The sequence below is a fragment of the Pseudodonghicola xiamenensis DSM 18339 genome (assembly GCF_000429365.1).
In the GTDB taxonomy this organism is placed as follows: domain Bacteria; phylum Pseudomonadota; class Alphaproteobacteria; order Rhodobacterales; family Rhodobacteraceae; genus Pseudodonghicola; species Pseudodonghicola xiamenensis.
In genome coordinates, this window is record NZ_AUBS01000005.1 from 61,553 (window position 1) to 79,826 (window position 18,274).

Annotated in this window: 19 protein-coding genes and 1 pseudogene; 8 read left to right on the forward strand and 12 right to left on the reverse strand. The window is 64.4% G+C overall.

Translation table 11 applies throughout. The features are described from left to right. Positions 1–12: 12 nt before the first annotated feature. Positions 13–996: a quinone oxidoreductase family protein gene (locus G455_RS0107820; RefSeq protein WP_028093185.1), complete on the reverse strand. Its 984-nt coding sequence runs from the start codon at positions 994–996 to the stop codon at positions 13–15. 162 nt (positions 997–1,158) lie between these two features. Here G455_RS0107820 and G455_RS0107825 point away from each other — a divergent pair, with 162 nt between their 5' ends. Then, entirely contained in the window at positions 1,159–1,965 is an 807-nt protein-coding gene (locus G455_RS0107825; protein WP_028093186.1) for an AraC family transcriptional regulator, read from the forward strand. 81 nt (positions 1,966–2,046) lie between these two features. Further along, positions 2,047–2,448 carry a DUF2000 domain-containing protein gene (locus G455_RS0107830; RefSeq protein WP_028093187.1) on the forward strand — a complete coding sequence of 134 codons (402 nt, stop codon included), beginning with the start codon at positions 2,047–2,049 and terminating at the stop codon, positions 2,446–2,448. A gap of 99 nt (positions 2,449–2,547) precedes the next feature. Here G455_RS0107830 and G455_RS0107835 read toward each other — a convergent pair whose 3' ends face one another. Together G455_RS0107835 and G455_RS0107840 are read right to left on the reverse strand one after the other, a co-directional pair. Next, a complete protein-coding gene (locus G455_RS0107835) occupies positions 2,548–3,531 on the reverse strand; it encodes an NAD(P)H-quinone oxidoreductase (RefSeq protein WP_028093188.1) in 984 nt (327 codons plus the stop codon). A 94-nt stretch (positions 3,532–3,625) separates the two neighbouring features. After that, positions 3,626–4,336 carry a COQ9 family protein gene (locus G455_RS0107840; protein WP_051312284.1) on the reverse strand — a complete coding sequence of 237 codons (711 nt, stop codon included), beginning with the start codon at positions 4,334–4,336 and terminating at the stop codon, positions 3,626–3,628. A 114-nt stretch (positions 4,337–4,450) separates the two neighbouring features. Between G455_RS0107840 and rpsU the strand changes: the two genes are divergently transcribed. Continuing rightward, a complete protein-coding gene (gene rpsU / locus G455_RS25980; protein ID WP_005614280.1) occupies positions 4,451–4,657 on the forward strand; it encodes a 30S ribosomal protein S21 in 207 nt (68 codons plus the stop codon). Positions 4,658–4,867: 210 nt separating this feature from the next. Here the strand turns inward: rpsU and G455_RS0107850 are convergent. Beyond that, positions 4,868–6,091, reverse strand: a pseudogene (locus G455_RS0107850) (Nramp family divalent metal transporter); the annotation flags it as partial. A gap of 211 nt (positions 6,092–6,302) precedes the next feature. On the opposite strand from G455_RS0107850, the gene mntR reads away from it, so the two are divergent. Further along, entirely contained in the window at positions 6,303–6,743 is a 441-nt protein-coding gene (gene mntR / locus G455_RS0107855; RefSeq protein ID WP_028093191.1) for a manganese-binding transcriptional regulator MntR, read from the forward strand. Between the two features lie 6 nt (positions 6,744–6,749). On the opposite strand, the gene ppk2 is transcribed toward mntR, so the two are convergent. Further along, positions 6,750–7,640 carry a polyphosphate kinase 2 gene (ppk2, locus tag G455_RS0107860; RefSeq protein WP_407636243.1) on the reverse strand — a complete coding sequence of 297 codons (891 nt, stop codon included), beginning with the start codon at positions 7,638–7,640 and terminating at the stop codon, positions 6,750–6,752. Between the two features lie 346 nt (positions 7,641–7,986). Here ppk2 and G455_RS0107865 point away from each other — a divergent pair, with 346 nt between their 5' ends. Further along, positions 7,987–8,313 carry a hypothetical protein gene (locus G455_RS0107865; protein WP_028093193.1) on the forward strand — a complete coding sequence of 109 codons (327 nt, stop codon included), beginning with the start codon at positions 7,987–7,989 and terminating at the stop codon, positions 8,311–8,313. A 21-nt stretch (positions 8,314–8,334) separates the two neighbouring features. Here the strand turns inward: G455_RS0107865 and G455_RS0107870 are convergent, their stop codons facing one another. Next, positions 8,335–8,793 (reverse strand): Lrp/AsnC family transcriptional regulator, encoded by a 459-nt coding sequence (locus G455_RS0107870; protein WP_028093194.1) that lies wholly within the window; start codon positions 8,791–8,793, stop codon positions 8,335–8,337. 139 nt (positions 8,794–8,932) lie between these two features. On the opposite strand from G455_RS0107870, the gene ald reads away from it, so the two are divergent. Next, a complete protein-coding gene (ald, locus tag G455_RS0107875; RefSeq protein WP_028093195.1) occupies positions 8,933–10,051 on the forward strand; it encodes an alanine dehydrogenase in 1,119 nt (372 codons plus the stop codon). A gap of 108 nt (positions 10,052–10,159) precedes the next feature. On the opposite strand, the gene G455_RS0107880 is transcribed toward ald, so the two are convergent. Both G455_RS0107880 and mscL read right to left on the reverse strand, forming a co-directional pair. Continuing rightward, positions 10,160–10,990, reverse strand: coding sequence for a mechanosensitive ion channel family protein (locus G455_RS0107880; RefSeq protein WP_051312286.1), 831 nt, complete (start codon positions 10,988–10,990; stop codon positions 10,160–10,162). A gap of 64 nt (positions 10,991–11,054) precedes the next feature. Next, positions 11,055–11,492 carry a large conductance mechanosensitive channel protein MscL gene (gene mscL, locus G455_RS0107885; protein ID WP_028093197.1) on the reverse strand — a complete coding sequence of 146 codons (438 nt, stop codon included), beginning with the start codon at positions 11,490–11,492 and terminating at the stop codon, positions 11,055–11,057. A 272-nt stretch (positions 11,493–11,764) separates the two neighbouring features. On the opposite strand from mscL, the gene G455_RS23650 reads away from it, so the two are divergent. Then, positions 11,765–12,403, forward strand: coding sequence for a glutathione S-transferase family protein (locus G455_RS23650; protein ID WP_229861744.1), 639 nt, complete (start codon positions 11,765–11,767; stop codon positions 12,401–12,403). A gap of 18 nt (positions 12,404–12,421) precedes the next feature. Here the strand turns inward: G455_RS23650 and G455_RS0107895 are convergent, their stop codons facing one another. Beyond that, on the reverse strand, positions 12,422–13,069 hold the full coding sequence (locus G455_RS0107895; RefSeq protein ID WP_028093198.1) for a pyridoxamine 5'-phosphate oxidase family protein: 648 nt from the start codon (positions 13,067–13,069) through the stop codon (positions 12,422–12,424). Positions 13,070–13,129: 60 nt separating this feature from the next. Here G455_RS0107895 and pdxR point away from each other — a divergent pair, with 60 nt between their 5' ends. Continuing rightward, the gene (gene pdxR, locus G455_RS23655) at positions 13,130–14,587 is read left to right on the forward strand and encodes a MocR-like pyridoxine biosynthesis transcription factor PdxR (RefSeq protein WP_051312287.1); all 1,458 of its coding nucleotides are present in this window, start codon (positions 13,130–13,132) and stop codon (positions 14,585–14,587) included. Here the strand turns inward: pdxR and G455_RS0107905 are convergent. The 3 genes from G455_RS0107905 to pheT all read right to left on the reverse strand — a co-directional run bounded on the left by G455_RS0107905 (position 14,557) and on the right by pheT (position 18,249). Then, entirely contained in the window at positions 14,557–15,006 is a 450-nt protein-coding gene (locus G455_RS0107905) for a YtoQ family protein (RefSeq protein WP_028093199.1), read from the reverse strand. The two genes, pdxR and G455_RS0107905, sit on opposite strands and share 31 nt — an antisense overlap. Positions 15,007–15,064: 58 nt before the next feature. Next, positions 15,065–15,706 (reverse strand): phosphoribosyltransferase, encoded by a 642-nt coding sequence (locus tag G455_RS0107910; protein ID WP_028093200.1) that lies wholly within the window; start codon positions 15,704–15,706, stop codon positions 15,065–15,067. A 146-nt stretch (positions 15,707–15,852) separates the two neighbouring features. Next, positions 15,853–18,249, reverse strand: a complete 2,397-nt coding sequence (pheT, locus tag G455_RS0107915) for a phenylalanine--tRNA ligase subunit beta (RefSeq protein WP_028093201.1) — start codon at positions 18,247–18,249, stop codon at positions 15,853–15,855. Between the last annotated feature and the right edge of the window lie 25 nt (positions 18,250–18,274).

Below are 18,274 nucleotides of genomic sequence, written 5' to 3' on the forward strand. Positions count from 1 at the left end.
AAAGCCCAGCAATCACGGCTCCAGAATGGTGCTACCGGTGGTGGTGCGGGCCTCCAGCGCACGATGCGCCTCGACCACCTGATCGAGCGGAAACCGCTGGTCGATCCGGATCGTCACATCTCCGTCCAACACCTTGGTGAACAGATGTCGCGCCATGTCCTGACAGGTCTTGTGATCGGCGAGATGGGTGAACAGCACCGGACGCGTCAGCTTCAGCGATCCTTTCCGCCCGAGAATGCCGATATCGAACGGCGGCACCGGGCCCGAGGCATTGCCGAAGGAGATCATCATACCCAGCGGTTTCAGGCAATCGAGCGATCCCTCGAACGTGTCCTTGCCCACCGAATCCATCACCGCGTCAACACCTGCCCCGCCGGTCAGCTCACGCACCCGCGCGACGAAATCCTCGGTCCGGTAGTTGATGCAATGGCTCGCCCCGTGATCCAGCGCCAGACGGCATTTCTCGTCGGTGCCGGCTGTTCCGATCAGGGTGATCCCCTCGGACCGCGCCCATTGACACGCGATCAGCCCGACCCCGCCGGCGGCCGCGTGAAACAACACCGTGTCGCCGCGTTTCAGGGGCGTGGTGCGATGGAACAGATATTCCACCGTCATCCCTTTCAACATCATCGCCGCCCCCTGTTCAAAGCTGATCGACCCCGGTAACGGGCAGACCTGATCGGCCTTCATCACCCGTGCCTCGGCATAGGCACCGGGCGGCTGACAGGCATAGGCCACGCGATCTCCGGGCTTGAGATGAGTAACCCCCTCGCCCACCGCCTCGATCACGCCCGCGGCCTCCATCCCCAGAGGATGCGGCAAATCCATCGGATAGAGACCCGAGCGCTGATAGGTGTCGATGAAATTCAACCCGATGGCCCGATGACGGATGCGCAGTTCTCCCGGGCCGGGCTCCCCCACCGGACGATCCACGATGTGCATCACCTCAGGCCCTCCAGGGGCGTCGAAAACAACGGTGCGGGCGGTTTCGGTCATGATTGCTCTCCCTCTTGGAGCGCGCGTATGTGGCGCGGAACGTTGATCATGCCGAATTCATCCAGCTTGTCCATGCCTCTGAATGCCTCGCGACAGCGCCAAGTCCCCTCCCCATCGCGGCAACCGCTTCCCTCCGCCCATTCGGGCTGATAAGCCACCACCATGCCGCGCAACCGCTATCACCATCTCGGCTGGCATCACGGGCTCGAGCTGTTCGAGGCCGCCTTCAGCACCCAGACCTTCACCCGCCATGCCCATGAAGGCTTCGCCATCGGCGCCATCGCCGAAGGCACCGGCGGCTATATCTGCCGCGGCGAAAGCATGATCCTGCCGCGGGGATCGCTGTCGCTGATGAACCCGGAAGAACCCCACACCGGACACGCCGCCGCCGGACGGGTCCGGTACAACATGCTTTATGCCTCGGAACAGGCGGTGCGCGAAATTCTCGGCCTGCGCGACCTGCGGGGGTTCGCCACCATCGCGCCGCAGGACAAGGGGCTGCGGCTGACCCGCGCGCTGGCGATACTGGCGGAGCGGCTGAACAGCCCACAGAGCCCCGGCTGGCGCCTCGGCGTCGAGGAGGCCGCGCACCGGGTGCTGGCCCAGGCCTTCGCCCATTACGGCGGCGCAACGTTACGCCAGCCCGGCAGCGAGCCTGCCGCGATCCGATATCTGCGTGAAAGGCTGGCCGCCAGCGTGGCGGAGGGCTCCGCCCCCAGCCTGACAGAACTGGCGGCAGAGGTCGGGCTCAGCCCCTCCTATCTGATCCGCAGCACCAGCCGCGCAACGGGGCTGACGCCCCACGGCCATCTGCTGCGCGCCCGGGTCGATCACGCCCGCCGCCAACTGCTCAACGGAATGACAGCGGCAGAGGCGGCTCTGGCCGCCGGCTTCTGCGATCAATCGCATCTGATCCGTCAGTTCCGGCGGCATTACGGCGTAACCCCCGGGGCACTGGTCCGGCACTGATCACCGAGACCGGCCAAAGGTCAATTTCGTCCAATCCTTGCCACCGCCACCATGGCAGAGCAGCCCCGAAAGGAGCCGCTCATGTCAGTCAAACCCGTCATCATCCTTGCCGAAACGCTTCCGCTGGGGCTCAAGGCAAATTTCGCCGCCGTCCTGGGAATGAGCCTGGGTCAGCGCCACCCCGAACTGGTCGGGGCAGATACGCCAACCCAGGATCAGGAGATCGTTCCGGGCATCACCACCGTCGCCCTGCCGATCCTCTCAGCCCCTGCGGAAACGCTCGGCACGCTCTACGAAGCCGCGGCCGAACTGCCGGTCCGTCTGGCCTATATGGAGGCCGCCTTCCGGGCCCGGGATTATACCGATTACACCGCGCGCATCGCTGCCGCCCCGCTCGCCGATCATGCACCGCAGGCGATCCTTCTGGCCGGACCGCGCAAGGCGGTCGACCGGATTTGCGGACGCCTGCCGCTGCTGCGCTGAGCCTCTCGCACCGCAGATAGAAAACAGCGGAACGCCAGACAAAGGCCCGGAAAATTATGAATTTTCCGGGCAATTTTCGTTTCAAGAAAATTGGCGCACTTATGCGACCTTCAGGACGATCTTGCCGATATGGCCGGAGGTTTCCATCCGTGCATGGGCGGCGGCGGCGTCTTCGAAGGGGAACTCACTGTCCATCACCGGGGCGACCTTGCCCGCATCCAGCAACGGCCAGACCGCTTCGGACAGCTCTCCGGCGATCCGCGCCTTGGCCAGATCGCTTTGCGGCCTGAGTGTTGATCCGGTGATCGTCAGCCGACGGGTCATCACCTGGGCGAAGTTCAGCTCCACCTTGGGACCGGTCAGAAAGGCGATCTGCACCAGCCGCCCGTCATCGGCCAGCGCCTTGACGTTGCGGGGAATATAGCTGCCGCCGACCATGTCGAGGATCAGATCCGCCCCGCCCTCGGCGCGCAGCACCTCGACGAAATCCTCGTCGCGGTAATTGATCGCCCGCTCCGCCCCCAACGCGGCACAGGCCGCGCATTTCTCGGCCGACCCGGCGGTGGCGAAGACCCGCGCACCGAAGGCATTGGCCAGTTGGATCGCCGTCGTTCCGATGCCGGAGGAACCGCCATGGACCAGGAACCGCTCACCGCCCTTCAGCCCGCCGCGCATGAAGACATTCGACCAGACGGTAAAGAAGGTCTCGGGCAGGCAGGCCGCCTGTTTCATCCCCATGCCTTCGGGCACCCGCAAGCAATGGACCGCCGGCGTCGCCACATATTCGGCATAGCCGCCGCCGGGCAGCAGGGCACAGACCTTGTCGCCGATTGCCCAACCTGACACGCCCTCACCCAGCGCCACCACCTCGCCCGAGGCCTCGAGCCCGGGCAGATCGCTGGCGGTCGGGGGCGGCGCGTATTTGCCCGCCCGTTGCAACGCATCGGGACGGTTGACCCCGGCATAGGCGACCTTCAACACCACCTGTCCCGGTGCCGGTCGTGGCATCGGGCGCGAGGTGAGTTTCAGAACCTCCGGCCCGCCGGGATCGGCAATCTCGACGGCGCGCATGGTCTCGGACATCTGGGCTCTCCCTTCCCGCGGCGCGCCTGCCCGGCGCGCCCATTGCTGTTTCGCATCAGGGATATACGGGTTGCCCCCTCGTGACGAGTCCCTCTCAGGCGCGCGGCTGGAGAGAGCCGGGCAAATCCTGATCCCGCTCCTTCGGCGCCTTGATCTGCTTGGCCAGCCAGTCGGGGCCGATCATGAAGGGCATCAGCAGGGGATTGCGCCGCGCCTGCGCCTTGAAGCTTTCGATCCGCATCACATCGTCGATCCGCCGATCAAGGAACGCCCAGGTCGCCGCATGCTCCGGGCTGTCGTCGCCCAGCCAATAGAGCACGGTCGAGGAATAGACTGCCGAGAGCGTCGCACGCTTCGAATACCAGTTACCATCCTCAGAGGTATCGCCAAGCGCGGTCCAGATCGCATCTGCGGTGCCCCAGATCAGCTTGGCGCCATCGGCGGCGTGCTGTGGCAAGGCAAACAGCGTCACGCCACGCCGCACGGCCTCCTTGTCGGTGGCCGCCTCCAGCCGGAACCGCACCGCCTGCGCCACCTTGTCACGATAGCGCATCCCGGTCATGTCGGAGATCTTCATCCGCTCGACCATCGCCAGATCGCCGCGCTTGTGATAGGCGATTGCCAGATCGACCGCACCGCGCGGGCACAGGGCAAGGGCCATCGCCGGCTCGATCCCGGCATCCTGCGCCGCGGCCCTGAACGTCGCCTCGGTCCAGCCATCGAAAGCCACATGGATCAGCGCCGCGTCCAGCAGCCGCGCCTTGATCTCGTCCTGGGTCGGAATCGGGGTGTCATCGGATTGCATGATCAGGCCTCCTTCGCCATCTACCTGCACACTAGACAAAATAGGCTTTGCTTGCTATACGGCCACTTCCTGCAAATCCTTGCAACTCGAATCTAGAAAGGTGGTGACAACCACATGCAGGTTAGTGTTCGCGACAACAATGTCGATCAGGCGCTTCGTGCCCTGAAGAAAAAGCTGCAGCGCGAAGGCGTTTTCCGTGAAATGAAGCTGAAGCAACATTTCGAGAAACCGTCCGAGAAGAAAGCGCGCGAGAAAGCTGAAGCGATCCGTCGTGCCCGTAAACTGGCGCGCAAGAAAGCCCAGCGCGAAGGTCTTCTCTAAGCCCTTCGTCAAGCAGCCAGTTCCGGCGCTTAAATACGTTTCAGACGACCCCCGCGGCCCGGCCCCGGGGGTTTGTCGTTTTAGGCCCCTGTTTCCTCAAGGCCCGCTTCCACCCTTCCGCCGTCACCCCAGCCCCGGCAAGTCGATCCCGAAGGCCTGCACCAGAAGCACCATGTTCAACGACAACACCAGCGCCGCGCCCAACACGGCGGCAACCTGGGTCGGGCGCCGAATGCGGAAGGCCCCCATGATGTCAGGGCGCGAGACGAAGATGATCAACGCCACCATCGGCACCGGCAAGGCGATCGACAAGATGACCTGGGAAATCACCAGCGCATCGGTCGCATTGGCCCCCATTGCCACCACCGCGAAGGCCGGCACCATCGTCACCGCGCGGCGGAACCACAACGGCAAGCTGACACGCAAGAACCCCTGCATAATCAACTGCCCCGCCATGGTGCCGACCACCGAACTGGAGATCCCCGAGGAAATCAGCGAGATGAGGAAGACCGCAGCCGCCGCACCGCCCAGAAGCGGGGTCAGCATGTGATAGGCGGTCTCGATCTCGGCCACTTCGCTGTGGCCGGAATGAAAGGCGCTCGCCGCCATCATCACCATCGCCATATTCACCAGACCGGCAGCGGCCAGCGCCACCACCACCTCGATATTCGAGAATTTCAGAACCAGCCGCCGCTCCCGATCGTCATGCACCAGGGCCCGGTGCTGGGTCAGTCCCGAATGAAGATAGATCGCATGTGGCATCACCGTCGCCCCGATGATCCCCACCGCAATGGTCAGAGCCGCCAGGTCCGGCAGATCCGGCGTGATCAGCCCAGCCCCGGCCTCCCCCCAGGCGATGGGCGCAATGAAGACCTCGACCAGATAGCACAGGCTGATGGTGCCGACGAAAGCGCCGATGATCAGCTCCATCGGGCGAAACCCACGCCCTTCGAACAGCAGCAATGCATAGGTGACGATGGCGGTGATCCCCATCCCCGCCAGCAGCGGCATGTCGAACAACAGCGCCAGACCGATGGCGCCGCCCAGAAACTCGGCCAGATCGGTGGCCATGGCGGCCACCTCGCTCACCGCCCACATGACCCAGATCACCGGACGCGGAAAGTGATCGCGGCTGAGTTCGGCCAGGTTCTTGCCGGTGACGATCCCAAGCCGGGCCGACAGCCCCTGAAACAGCATCGCGATCAGGTTGGCGACCAGCACCACCCACAACAGCTTGTACCCATAGCCGGCACCGGCCTGAATGTTCGTCGCATAGTTGCCCGGATCCATATAGGCGACCGAGGCGATGATCGCGGGCCCTGCAAAAAGCAGCGCCGCCCTCACCCCGCGCCGGTGGCCGGACAGAACCTGGGCCATCCCCAATTGGGTCTTGCGGGTACTTCGAGAAAGCTTGGGAGCGCGGCCCGTGGTCATCGGAACTCATCCTTCAATATCTGGCCTTCGGGCCTGGCAATGACGAAATAAAGCCAAAGCTACATTTTTGACAAGAGGCAACGACATGTCGCCCCGTCTCCCTCAAAATTTTGAAAGCCGGTTTGCAAAATGAAGTAGCATCTGCAATATGTACCCCCGCTTTCGACCACGTCGGAGAGGCGGACCGCCGCAACCGCAGGAGATTGCCCCCATGCCGCAGACCGAGCAGACCTGCACCGCAGCCGAATCAGAGGCCGCCGACCGGTTCAACCAGGCCCGCGCGGCGCAATCGGTCGCCATTCTCGAAGATTATGCCGAGATGATCGGCGATCTGATGGAAGAGATGGGCGAGGCCCGAATCACCGACATCGCCAAGCGCATGGGGGTCACCCACCCCACAGCCACCAAGGCGGTAGCCCGACTGAAGCGCGAAGGCCTTGCGGTTTCGCGCCCTTATCGCGGGGTGTTTTTGACCGAAGATGGACTGGCCCTGGCCGACAGGGTCCGGGCCCGGCATCGGGTGGTGGTCGAAGTGCTGACGGCGCTCGGCGTGCCGCCCGAAACTGCCGAACTGGACGCAGAAGGGATGGAGCATCACGTCTCAGACGTGACGCTCAAGGCATTCGAGGCGTTTCTGGACGCGCGTCGCTGACCAGGATCAGTAGATCTTGGGCACGTAGAGCTCATCCGGCAGGACCTGACGTTCATAATCCGGATTATACATGCGCTCGGTCAGTTCGACCTTCTCCTGCGGGATATCCTCATAGGGGATCTTGGTCAGCAGGTGTTCGATGCAGTTCAACCGCTCGCGTTTCTTGTCGTTGCCCTCGACGATGTACCAAGGCGCCTCGGCGATATTGGTGCGGGCGAACATCTCTTCCTTGGCTTTGGTATAATCCTCCCAGCGGATCCGGCTTTCCAGATCCATCGGCGACAGCTTCCACTGTTTCATCGGATCGTGGATCCGCATCAGAAAGCGGAACTGCTGTTCCTCGTCAGTGATCGAGAACCAGTATTTCAACAGGATGATGCCGGAGCGCACCAGCATGCGTTCGAATTCGGGAACGTCCTGGAAAAACTGTTCGACCTGATCGTCCGAGGCAAAGCCCATCACCCGCTCGACCCCGGCGCGGTTGTACCAGGACCGATCGAACAGCACGATTTCGCCCGCGGCCGGCAAATGCGGCACATAACGCTGGAAGTACCACTGGCTCTGTTCCCGCCGGCTCGGCGCCGGCAAGGCCACGACCCGGGCCACCCGCGGGTTCAGCCGTTGGGTGATCCGCTTGATCACGCCCCCCTTGCCGGCGGCGTCCCGCCCTTCGAACAGGATGCAGACCTTGGCACCGGTATGCTGCACCCAATAGTGCATCTTGATCAGCTCCGCCTGCAGCCTCAGCAGGTTGCGGAAATAAACCTTGCGATCCAGCAGGTCCGGGTGCGCCTCGTTATAGATCTTGCGGATCTCCAGCGACAGCATCGGCTCCGCGAATTCGATTTCCAGATCCTCGTCAAAGGTGTCCTGCAATTCGGCTTCCAGCCAGTCCATCGACTGGGCCCCGTTATCCTCGGTCAAGGTCTGCTCCTTTTCTCGTCTCTGACGCGTCTCAGCTGGGGGCTAGCGCCCCGATGTAAATTCTAGGTGTCAATCGCCAGCACGACGGGCAACCGGCACCGGATAGTTGATATCACTCGCCATCGGACACAAGAGAGAACCCCGCGAGACTGCGCGATCCCGTCGGCGATGCAGACCCCGCATCCGGCTTGCCGATGCAGAGGAATCACGGCAAACTCCTTAAATGTATTTGAAAAATGTTTAAACGGTACCCGCCTTCGCTGCCCCTGTCCCCCGCCTGGAAGCGCAGGTAAGTTCTGTTGACGATGAAAGGCGGCACATGACCCAATCGCGTTATGCCTGGCTGCAGGATTCGCTTGCAGAACTGGTCCGGCACGCCATGGAGGCGCAGCTTTATACCGTCAGCAAACACCTGAGCTCCGCACTTCAGGCGGTCCGCGAGGCCGCGGGCGGTCACGATTCCGCAGCTGCCGTTCGATCAGAACGTACCACCGTGCTGCTCGCGCTGGAGGATTGCCACATCATGCTGACAGATCTGGGAGAAACCGCGGCGGCGGCCGATGTGGCCCAGGCGATGGCGCAATTGTCACAGGATCAGCGCCAGGCCCCAATCACGACGCCCACTCCCCGAACGGACAGGGACTGAGCCCCCGGTGACCCGAGGCGTTCAAACCGGTAGAGCAGTGGTGCGGAACACCGTGCGCAGCGCGAAACTGGACTGCATCTGCGCCACGCCAGGCAGACGCGACAGATATTGCCGGTGAATGCGGGCGAAATCCTCGGTATCCTCGGCAACGATCTTCAGGATGTAATCGGCGCTGCCCGCCATCAGATGGCATTCCAACACCGCCGGGATCCGCGCCACCGCGCGTTCAAAGGCATCCAGCACCTCATCGGCCTGGGCCTGTAGGGTGATCTCGACGAAAACCGTTGTCGGCACGCCCATCTTGCGCGCGTCCAGCAGCGCCACGTAATCGCGGATATAGCCATCCGCCTCCAGCCGCTGCACCCGCCGGTGACAGGCCGAAGGCGACAGGTTCACCTGCTCGGACAAATCCGCATTCGACATCCGCCCCTTCTTCTGCAGCAGGGTCAGAATGCGTTTATCGGTATCGTCCAGCGACATTTGCGCACGTCCTTTGCGAAAACAAGACTTACCCCAGAAGAATATTCGAAATCACCCCTGCTATGCGAGCTAAAATTTCCCAGAAATTGCGGTCATTTCAGCCTATTTTATAAGCACATTCAGAATGGGAGGACTCAGGATGAAAATCGGCTGCCCGAAAGAAATCAAACCGCAGGAGTTCCGCGTCGGCCTGACGCCCAACGCCGCCCGCGAGGCGGCGGCCCATGGGCACAAGGTGCTGGTCGAGACCGGCGCCGGGGTCGGCGCGGGATTCGACGACGCGGCCTATATCGCCGCAGGCGCCGGCATCGCCCGGACCGCGCAAGAGGTCTTTGCCGAAACCGAGATGATCGTGAAGGTCAAGGAACCCCAGGCCGGTGAGCGCGCCCTGCTGCGCAAGGGTCAGGTTCTGTTCACCTATCTCCACCTCGCCCCCGATCCGGATCAGACCCGCGATCTGCTGGCCTCCGGCGCCACCTGCATCGCCTATGAGACGGTGACCGACGATCGCGGCGGCCTGCCGCTCCTGGCGCCGATGTCCGAGGTCGCCGGCAAGCTGGCGCCGCAGGTCGGCGCCTGGACGCTGCAAAAGGCCAATGGCGGCCGCGGCGTGCTGCTGGGCGGCGTGCCCGGTGTCAATCCCGCCCGGGTGCTGGTGATCGGCGGCGGGGTGGTCGGCACCCATGCTGCCCGGGTTGCCGCCGGCATGGGCGCCGATGTCACCGTATTGGACCGTTCGCTGCCCCGGCTGCGCTATCTCGACGATGTCTTCGGGCGGGATTTTCGCACCGGCTATTCTTCGGCCGGGGTGCTGGCCGAACATCTGGCCCGGGCCGATCTGGTGATCGGGGCGGTGCTGATCCCCGGGGCCGAAGCGCCCAAGCTGGTGCACCGGGCCGATCTGGCGCTGATGAAACCCGGCGCGGCGATGGTCGATGTGGCGATCGACCAGGGCGGTTGTTTCGAGACCTCCCACGCCACCACCCACGCCGCCCCGATCTACGAGGTCGACGGCATCCTGCACTATTGCGTCGCCAATATGCCCGGCGCGGTCGCGCGAACCTCGACCATCGCGTTGTCGAACGCCACCCTGCCCTTCCTTCTGGCCCTGGCCGATAAGGGCTGGCGCCAGGCCTGTCTGGACGATCCGAACCTGCTGAACGGGCTGAACGTCCACGCCGGCCATCTGACCTATGCCGCCGTCGGCGCGGCGCAGGGGATCAAGGTGCTGTCGCCAGCCAGCGCCGTCCGCTCCTGAGCCGCCCCTGGCGAAAAGCCCCCGCCCCGGGGCGCCGAGCGGCAAGGCAAAAGAAAACCGGCCGGGAAGGATATCCCCGGCCGGTCGTCATGCCCGTGAAAGACCCGCTCAGCCCTCCTTGCGGACCTCGACCTGATGCGGATAGGGGATCGAGATGCCGCCTTTGTCGAAGGCTTCCTTCACCGCCTTGGTCATGGCGAATTTCAGCTCCCAGTAATCCGCAGAGGCACACCACAGCCGGGTGGTGATATCGACTGAACTGTCACCCAGATTGGTCACCCGCACCCAGGGCTCCGGATCGCTCAGAACCCGGGCATCGGCATTGGCGAGCTCAAGGATGATTTCCATCGCCCGGTCGATATCATCACCGTAATCAATGCCGAAGGTCAGATCGACCCGCCGGGTCGGGTTGGCCGAATAATTGGTGATCACCGCACCCCAGGCCTTGCCGTTGGGAATGATGATCTGGATGTTGTCACCTGTCGCCAGTTCGGTGGTGAACAGCGTCAGATCCTTCACTGTGCCCGAGGTGCCACCGATATCGACGAAATTCCCCAGCTTGTAGGGCCGAAAGACCACCAGCATCACCCCAGCGGCCAGGTCGGACAATGTGCCCTGCAGGGCCAGACCGATAGCCAGGGAGGCAGCGCCCATGATGGCGACAAGACTGGTCGCCTGGATCCCGAAGATCCCGAGGATCGCCACCAGCACCATTGCCAGCACGACCCATTTCACCGTACTGGCGACGAAATTTCCCAGCGTCGGGTCGATATGCGGGGTTCTGTTGATGCGGCGGCGGATCACATTGCCAACCCACCCGGCAACGATCCAACCAACGATCAGAACCACCAGCGCCTTCACCGCGCTGGTCAGCAAGGGCATCAGCCAGCCCAGTTCGTTGCTGAGCTCACTGCTCAGCCCCGAGATCGTTTCCTGCATTCTACTTACCTTTCCTTTTCAATCGTACTTGAACAGCGGGTCGCGGCACTTCCCGGCGGCGGCCTCAGCCCTTCTTCAGCGTGTCGCGAATTTCCAGCAGCACCTCAAGCTCGGTCGGACCCGCGGGCGCCGCGGCCTCGGCCTGCGCCTCGTCCTTGCACTGCGCCATCTCTTTCACCTTGTTGACATAGCGCACCAGCATGAACACCACGAAGGCGATGATCAGGAAGTTGATCACGGCAGTGATAAATGACCCGTAGGCGAAAATCGCGGCTCCGGCCTCGCGCGCCGCGTCCAGCGTCGATCCCGCCGGCACCTCACCGGACAGCACCACGTAGCGGTCCGAGAAATCCATTCCGCCGGTGAACAACCCGACAATCGGATTGACCAGATCGTCGACCATGGACTTGACGATTGCGGTGAAAGCGGCACCGATGATGATCCCCACGGCCATGTCCATCACATTGCCTTTGGAAATGAATTTACGAAATTCCTGAATCATGTCCCTTGTTCCTCTTGCCCCCAGAACGCACAGTAACCGCGCGATATTTCTACAGTAATCAAGTTTCAAGGTCTCGTGAACCGCAAGACCCTGCGATTTGCAGGTCCGGTGAATCGAAACGCCAGCCCCGGGGAGGCCAAGCGCTGACGCGCCTGCCCCTGTCAGCCAGACGCAAAACCCACTAGGACAGGACCTACCTGAAAGGAGCTCCTATGCCCGATCTTTCCGACTTCCCCATCGACCAGAAATGATCCGCCGCCAATCCCGGCGTCCTGCAGCTCTATTCCTATCCGACACCGAACGACGTGAAGGTCGCGATCATGCTGGAGGAAACCGGCCTGCCCTATGAGGCGCATCTGGTCACGCTGGACGACACCGATGTGAAAAGCCCGGAATTCCTGTCGCTGAATCCCAACGACAAGATCCCCGCGATCATCGACCCGCAGGGGCCTGACGGTGGGCCGCTCGGACTGTTCGAAAGCGGCGCCATCCTGATCTATCTGGCCGAAAAGACCGGCAAGCTGATCGGCACGACCGCATCCGAGCGGGCCGAGATCATCGAATGGCTGATGTGGCAGATGGCAGGCCTTGGCCCGATGCTGGGGCAGCTTGGCTTCTTCCACAAGTTCGCCGGCAGCGAGATCGAAGACCCCCGCCCGCGCGAGCGTTACATCGCCGAGGCCAAGCGGCTGCTCGGCGTGCTGGAGAACCGCCTTGAGGGGCGCGATTGGGTCTGCGGCGCCTATTCCATCGCCGATATCGCCATCGCCCCCTGGCTGAACGCGCTCGATTTCTATGGCGCGAAGGAGGTGGTGGGCTGGACCGGCTTTCCCAATGTGATCGCCTATCTCGACCGCTTCCTCGCCCGTCCGGCGGTGCAGGCCGGGATGAACATCCCGCCCCGCCCCTGATTTTCTGGCTGGCCGTGCTCAGCGCGGCCAGCGAAACCCGGTCAGATGCGCGGGCGGCTCGACGCCCTCGAGATTGCGCGGATCGGGCACCAGCGCGCCGGCGCGGCTTTCGATCGGAATGACGCCCGCCCAGATCGGCAGCGCGTAATCCTCTTCGTCGTCGCCCGGCGGGCCACTGCGCACCTTGGCCGCCCCCTCCTTGATCTCCAACCCCAGGATCATCGTCGCCTTCAGCTCCTGCGCGTTGTTCGGCCGTAGCATCGCCGCCCGCCCGGGCCAAAGCCCGTCGATGAAGGTGGACAGCCGATCCTGCTTTTCCTCCTCCGGCACCACGAAAGCGGTGCCGAACAGGGTGACCGACCGCGCATTGACCGAATGGTGGAACCCCGAGCGCGCCATCACGAAGCCATCGAGGATCGAGACGTTCAGGCAAACCTCCGCCTCCTTGCCCGCCCGGAGCGCCCGGCTGGCGCTGGAGCCGTGCCAATAGACATGATCGCCCTCGCGCCATTGCAGCGTGGGGGTGACATAGGGCTTGCCCTCCATCACATAGCCCACCGAACACGTCGGCTGGGCGTCGAGAATGGCGTCGATGCTGGCACGGTCGAAGTGCCCCCGCTCATGCGCGCGGCGCAACCGGCTGCGGTCGGTGATCTTCAGATCCATGGCGGTCCTTTCCGGAATGGCTTGTGCTGCCCTCCCTCGCATGAGATTGGTCTTCTAGAAATGGCCAATTTTGATAAATCAGAACGGACCAATTTTCAGGCTGCATTGTTCGGCCTCAGCCTCAACCGCGCTGCCGGCCCGCCGCTGCACCAGCAACTGGCCGAAGCTCTCAGACAGATGATCCTCTCGGGACGCGCGCACCCCGGCGCCCGGCTCCCTGCCAGCCGGCAGTTGGCGCGCGATCTCTCCGTCTCGCGGCAGACCGCCCTGACCGCCCTCGACCAGCTTCTGGCCGAAGGGTACCTGGAAACTCGCCCCGGGGCCGGCACCTATGTCGCCCGCGATCTGCCGCATCTGGCACCGCCTCCGGCACCGGCCATCGACACCACGCCACCACCGCCCGAGCCACTCAGGATGTTTCAGCCCGGTGCCCCCGACATGGCGCAATTCCCCCATGCCGCCTGGGCCCGCCACCTGGACCGCGCTTGGCGCCGACCGGAACCGGCGCTGCTGGCCCGCGCCGACCCCTTCGGCTGGGCCCCCTTGCGGGCCGCCATCGCCGCCCATCTGGCTGCCTGGCGCGGGCTTGACCGATCCGGCACCCAGGTGGTGATCACCTCCGGCGCGACAGAAACCTTCGAGCTTCTCGCGCGCATCCTGTTCCGTCCCGGCGACCAGGTGCTGACGGAGAGCCCCGGCTATGCACCAATGCGGGCGGCGCTGACACGCGCCGGAACGGCCCCGGTTGCGATGGCATTGGACGACGACGGCGCCGTCCTGCCCCCGGGCGCCAGGGCCCGCGGCGTCATCGTCACCCCGTCACGTCATTACCCCATGGGCATGACCCTGCCGCTGGCGCGCCGGCTGGCCCTGATCGACTGGGCACGGCGCACCGATGCCTGGGTGATCGAAGACGATTACGACAGCGAATTCCGCTATACTGGCACGCCCCTGCCACCACTCGCCGCGCTTGATGCAGACCGGGTGATCTATGTCGGCAGCTTCTCGAAATTGCTCTCTCCCGCGCTGCGCCTCGGCTATGTGCTGCTGCCGCAGCGGCTGCTGGCCCCGATGCGCGCGGCACTGGCAGAGACCGGGCCGCGCGCCTCGCTGATCCCGCAACCCGCGCTGGCAGGGTTCATGGACAGCGGTGAATTCGCCACCCATCTGCGCCGGATGCGGCGGCTCTATGCCGCGCGGCAAACGGCGGTGCGCGCGGCCCTGGCCCGACACCTGCCCGAACATCTGATCGCCGCGCCGGATCCGGCCGGGATGCATCTGATCTGCCGGATCGGACCAGCGCTGAGCGGCGTCCCCGACCTGCAGATTTCCGCCATCGCGCAGGCCGCCGGCATCACCTTGCGGGCGCTTTCGGCCTATTGGCCCGACGGAGACGGCCCCCAGGGGCTGGTGCTGGGCTATGCCGGGTTCGCCCCCGATGCGCTGGAAACCGGTGTCGCGCGCCTTGCCGCCGCGCTACGGCAATATCAGCCCGGCAAATCCCCGGTCAGCACATAGCGCAGGATCTGCACCACCTGCTCGGGCTCCTGCGCCACCGCCAGCGCGGCGGCGTGAACCTCCTTCAGGGCATGCTGATGGTCCGGCGGGCTCAGCACGATCAGCGACTTGCCCAGTGCCGCAGCATAGCCTGCGTCGAAAGCGGCATTCCATTGCTTGTACTGCTCACCGAACCGGACCACGACGACATCCGCACCGGCGATACCCCTGCGGGTCCGGATCGCGTTCAGCTTGGCCCCCTTGTGATCGTGCCAAAACTTGTTCAGCTCGGCGCCCAGGATACGAACGCCGCAATCATCGCTGGCCGCATGATCGGTCACCGGCCCCTCGAACGCGATATCGAGCCCTGCGGCCCCGGCGACAATGCGGTCGCGCCAATCAGTGTGGATTTCACCGGAAAGATATACGTTCAGGGCCATCGGCATCTCCTCTAAATTCGCTCCGCCCCGGCATAGCCTGCCACGCCGGCCATGACCACTAGCCCCGGTCGAAGCGGCGCAGGCAATCGACAACCGCCGCGTCCCCGACCTGCGAGAAATCGCGATAGGCGTCCCCCACCGCCCAGAACTGCTGCGGGGCATCCAGGCAGATCACCCGATCGGCCTCGGCCTCCAGCCGGGGCAGCAGTGCGGTGGGCACCACCGGCACCGCGATCCAGATCGCCGCCGGATTCTGCCCCCTGAGCGCCCGCAACGCCACGCGCGCGGTCGCGCCAGTGGCAATGCCGTCATCGACCACGATGGCGGTTCTGCCCGCCACCGGCACCGGCGCCCGCCCGGAGAGATACCGGCTTCTGCGCGCCTCGATCTCGTCCTTCAGCTCGGCGATCCGTGGGGCGAAATCCGCCTCGCTCAGCCCGGTGCGGCGCAGAAGTTCCGTATTGAAAAGCGTGACCGGCGCCGGACCGTCGACCACGGCGCCTGCCGCCACCTCTTGCTGTCCCGGCATCCCGATCTTGCGTACCATCAACAGATCGAGCGGCGCGCCCAGGGCCCCGGCCACCGCCACCCCCAACGGCACCCCGCCACGCGGTAGCGCCAGAACCACCGGATCCGCTGGTGCCGCCGCGATCACGGCCCTGGCCAACTGTCGTCCCGCATCGTCACGGTCCTGAAACATGTGCCTTCTCCCGGCTCCTGCTCCTAAGTCCGCCCACATGATGCCCCATGCCGCCCTTTGCAGCCACCCCCGAGGAACAGAATGCAAAAAGGGGCGCCAGCGCGCCCCCTTTCCTTCATTCCGATTTTCCCCCGCAGGGGATGACCTCAGCCGCGCAGGGTGGCGCCGGTCGCCTTGGTGACCTTCTCGACGACCTTGACGGCGACCGCCTCGATCTCTTTTTCGGTCAGGGTCTTGTCGCTCGGCTGCAGCCGCACCGTGATGGCCAGGGATTTCTTCCCCTCACCCAGGCTGCCGCCGACGAATTCATCAAACACCCGCACCTCTTCGATCAGCGTCTTGTCGGCACCAGCGGCGGCATTGACCAGCGTCAGCGCCTCGACCTCGGCATCGACGACAAAGGCGAAATCGCGTTCCACCGCCTGCAGGTCGCGCAATTCCAGCGCCGGGCGGGTGGCGCCCGATTTGCGCGGCAACGGCACTTCGCCCGGCCAGAGGGTGAAGGCGACCGCCGGTCCCTTCACATCCATCGCCTCGAGCACGCGGGGGTGCAACTCGCCGAAGATCCCGAGAACCTTCTTCGGCCCGAGGCAAATCTTGCCATGACGGCCGGGATGCCACCACTCGCGCGCGCCGCGCAGGATCTGCACCTTGGCCGGCGCGCCGATGGCGGCAAGTACCGCCTCGGCATCGGCCTTGGCGTCAAAGACATCGACCGGCCGCGAGGCCCCATGCACATCCTTCGGGCCGGTGCGACCGACCAGCAGGCCGGTGATCAGCTCGTGCTGCTGCTGCGGCTCACCACCGTGGAAGGCAGGGCCCACCTCGAACAGCGCCAGGTCCATATAACCACGCGCCTGATTACGCGCCGCCGCTTGCAACAACCCCGGCAGCAACGCCGGGCGCAGATGCGACATGTCGCTGCTGATCGGGTTTTCCAGCATGGTCGTGTCGTCGCCACCACCGAACAACGCCGCCGAAGCCTGATCAATAAAGGAATAGGTCACGCATTCGTTGTAGCCGAGCGCGGCCACGGTGCGCCGCCCGATCTGCAACCGGCGCTGCATCGGCGTCATCACCGGTTTCGACACCCCGTCGGTCAGACGCGGCAACGGCCGGCCCTGCAGCCCGGTCAACGACGCGATCCGCGCCACCTCCTCGACCAGATCGGCCTCGCCCTGCACATCGGGGCGCCAGCTCGGCACATGGGCCATGTTGCCTTCCAGCCGGAAGCCCAGCCGGGTCAGCGTCTGGCGCTGATCGCTTTCGGGAATATCCATGCCGACCAGCGATTGCACCCGCGCCGGGTCCAGCCGATAGGCACGCGACACGTCGGGGATCGCACCAGCCACCACGATTTCGGAGGGCTCGCCACCGCAGAGATCGAGGATCATCTGCGTCGCCAGCTCCAGCCCCTCGATAGTGAAGGCCGGATCGACGCCACGCTCGAACCGATAGCGCGCGTCGGAATTGATCTTGAGCGCCCGGCCGGTCAGCGCGATCTGGATGTGATCCCAAAAGGCGCTTTCGACAAAGACGTTCACGGTGGCATCGGAACAACCGCTGTCCTCGCCGCCCATGATACCGGCAATGCTTTCGATCCCCTTGTCGTCGGAAATCACCATCGCGCCCTCGGGCATGGTGTATTCCTTCTCATCGAGCGCCAGCAGGGTCTCACCGCCCTTGGCGCGATGCACCCGCAGCTCCGAACCGACCTTGTCGGCGTCGAAGACGTGCAGCGGGCGGTTGCGGTCGAAGGTGAAGAAGTTGGTGATATCGACCAGCGCCGAAATCGGCCGCAGCCCGATCGCCTTGAGCTGATCCTGCAGCCATTGCGGCGACGGGCCATTCTTGACGCCCCGGATCAGCCGGCCAGCGAAGACCGGGCAGCCATCCAGCGTATCCTCGTCGATGGTGACGCTGACCGGACAGGGGAATTCCCCCGGCACCGGCACGGTTTCGCGCGGCTTCAGCGTGCCAAGGCCACGGGCGGCCAGATCGCGGGCCACGCCGCGCACGCCCAGCGCATCGGGACGGTTGGGGGTGATGGCGATCTCGATCACCGGATCGACCTTGGCCGGATCGTTCTCGGCCAGCCAGTCGATGAAACGCTGACCGACCTCTCCCGAGGGCAGCTCGATGATGCCGTTATGTTCGTCCGACAGCTCCATCTCGCGTTCCGAGCACATCATGCCGTGGCTCTCGATGCCGCGGATCTTGCCGACCTGAATGGTGATGTCGATGCCCGGGACATAGGTGCCGGGCTTGGCCACCACCACGGTGATGCCTTCCCGCGCATTCGGCGCACCGCAAACAATCTGGGTTTCGCCGCTATCGGTTGCCACAGTGCAAACCCGCAGCCGATCGGCATCGGGGTGCTGTTCAGCATGGGTGACACGGCCGATGGTAAAATCCTTCAGCCGCTCTGCCGGATTGGTGATCTCTTCCACCTCGAGCCCGAGGTCGGTCAGCGCCTCGGAGATCTCTTCCACCGATGCGGTGGTATCGAGGTGGTCTTTCAGCCAGGAGAGGGTGAATTTCATCGGTCGCGGTCCGCGTGTCTGTCAT

Coding starts and splice junctions, on each gene's coding strand:
- G455_RS0107820 (WP_028093185.1), bottom strand. CDS start 996: ATGACCGAAACCGCCCGCACCGTTGTTTTCGACGCCCCTGGAGGGCCT.
- G455_RS0107825 (WP_028093186.1), top strand. CDS start 1,159: ATGCCGCGCAACCGCTATCACCATCTCGGCTGGCATCACGGGCTCGAG.
- G455_RS0107830 (WP_028093187.1), top strand. CDS start 2,047: ATGTCAGTCAAACCCGTCATCATCCTTGCCGAAACGCTTCCGCTGGGG.
- G455_RS0107835 (WP_028093188.1), bottom strand. CDS start 3,531: ATGTCCGAGACCATGCGCGCCGTCGAGATTGCCGATCCCGGCGGGCCG.
- G455_RS0107840 (WP_051312284.1), bottom strand. CDS start 4,336: ATGCAATCCGATGACACCCCGATTCCGACCCAGGACGAGATCAAGGCG.
- rpsU (WP_005614280.1), top strand. CDS start 4,451: ATGCAGGTTAGTGTTCGCGACAACAATGTCGATCAGGCGCTTCGTGCC.
- mntR (WP_028093191.1), top strand. CDS start 6,303: ATGCCGCAGACCGAGCAGACCTGCACCGCAGCCGAATCAGAGGCCGCC.
- ppk2 (WP_407636243.1), bottom strand. CDS start 7,640: ATGGACTGGCTGGAAGCCGAATTGCAGGACACCTTTGACGAGGATCTG.
- G455_RS0107865 (WP_028093193.1), top strand. CDS start 7,987: ATGACCCAATCGCGTTATGCCTGGCTGCAGGATTCGCTTGCAGAACTG.
- G455_RS0107870 (WP_028093194.1), bottom strand. CDS start 8,793: ATGTCGCTGGACGATACCGATAAACGCATTCTGACCCTGCTGCAGAAG.
- ald (WP_028093195.1), top strand. CDS start 8,933: ATGAAAATCGGCTGCCCGAAAGAAATCAAACCGCAGGAGTTCCGCGTC.
- G455_RS0107880 (WP_051312286.1), bottom strand. CDS start 10,990: ATGCAGGAAACGATCTCGGGGCTGAGCAGTGAGCTCAGCAACGAACTG.
- mscL (WP_028093197.1), bottom strand. CDS start 11,492: ATGATTCAGGAATTTCGTAAATTCATTTCCAAAGGCAATGTGATGGAC.
- G455_RS0107895 (WP_028093198.1), bottom strand. CDS start 13,069: ATGGATCTGAAGATCACCGACCGCAGCCGGTTGCGCCGCGCGCATGAG.
- pdxR (WP_051312287.1), top strand. CDS start 13,130: ATGGCCAATTTTGATAAATCAGAACGGACCAATTTTCAGGCTGCATTG.
- G455_RS0107905 (WP_028093199.1), bottom strand. CDS start 15,006: ATGGCCCTGAACGTATATCTTTCCGGTGAAATCCACACTGATTGGCGC.
- G455_RS0107910 (WP_028093200.1), bottom strand. CDS start 15,706: ATGTTTCAGGACCGTGACGATGCGGGACGACAGTTGGCCAGGGCCGTG.
- pheT (WP_028093201.1), bottom strand. CDS start 18,249: ATGAAATTCACCCTCTCCTGGCTGAAAGACCACCTCGATACCACCGCA.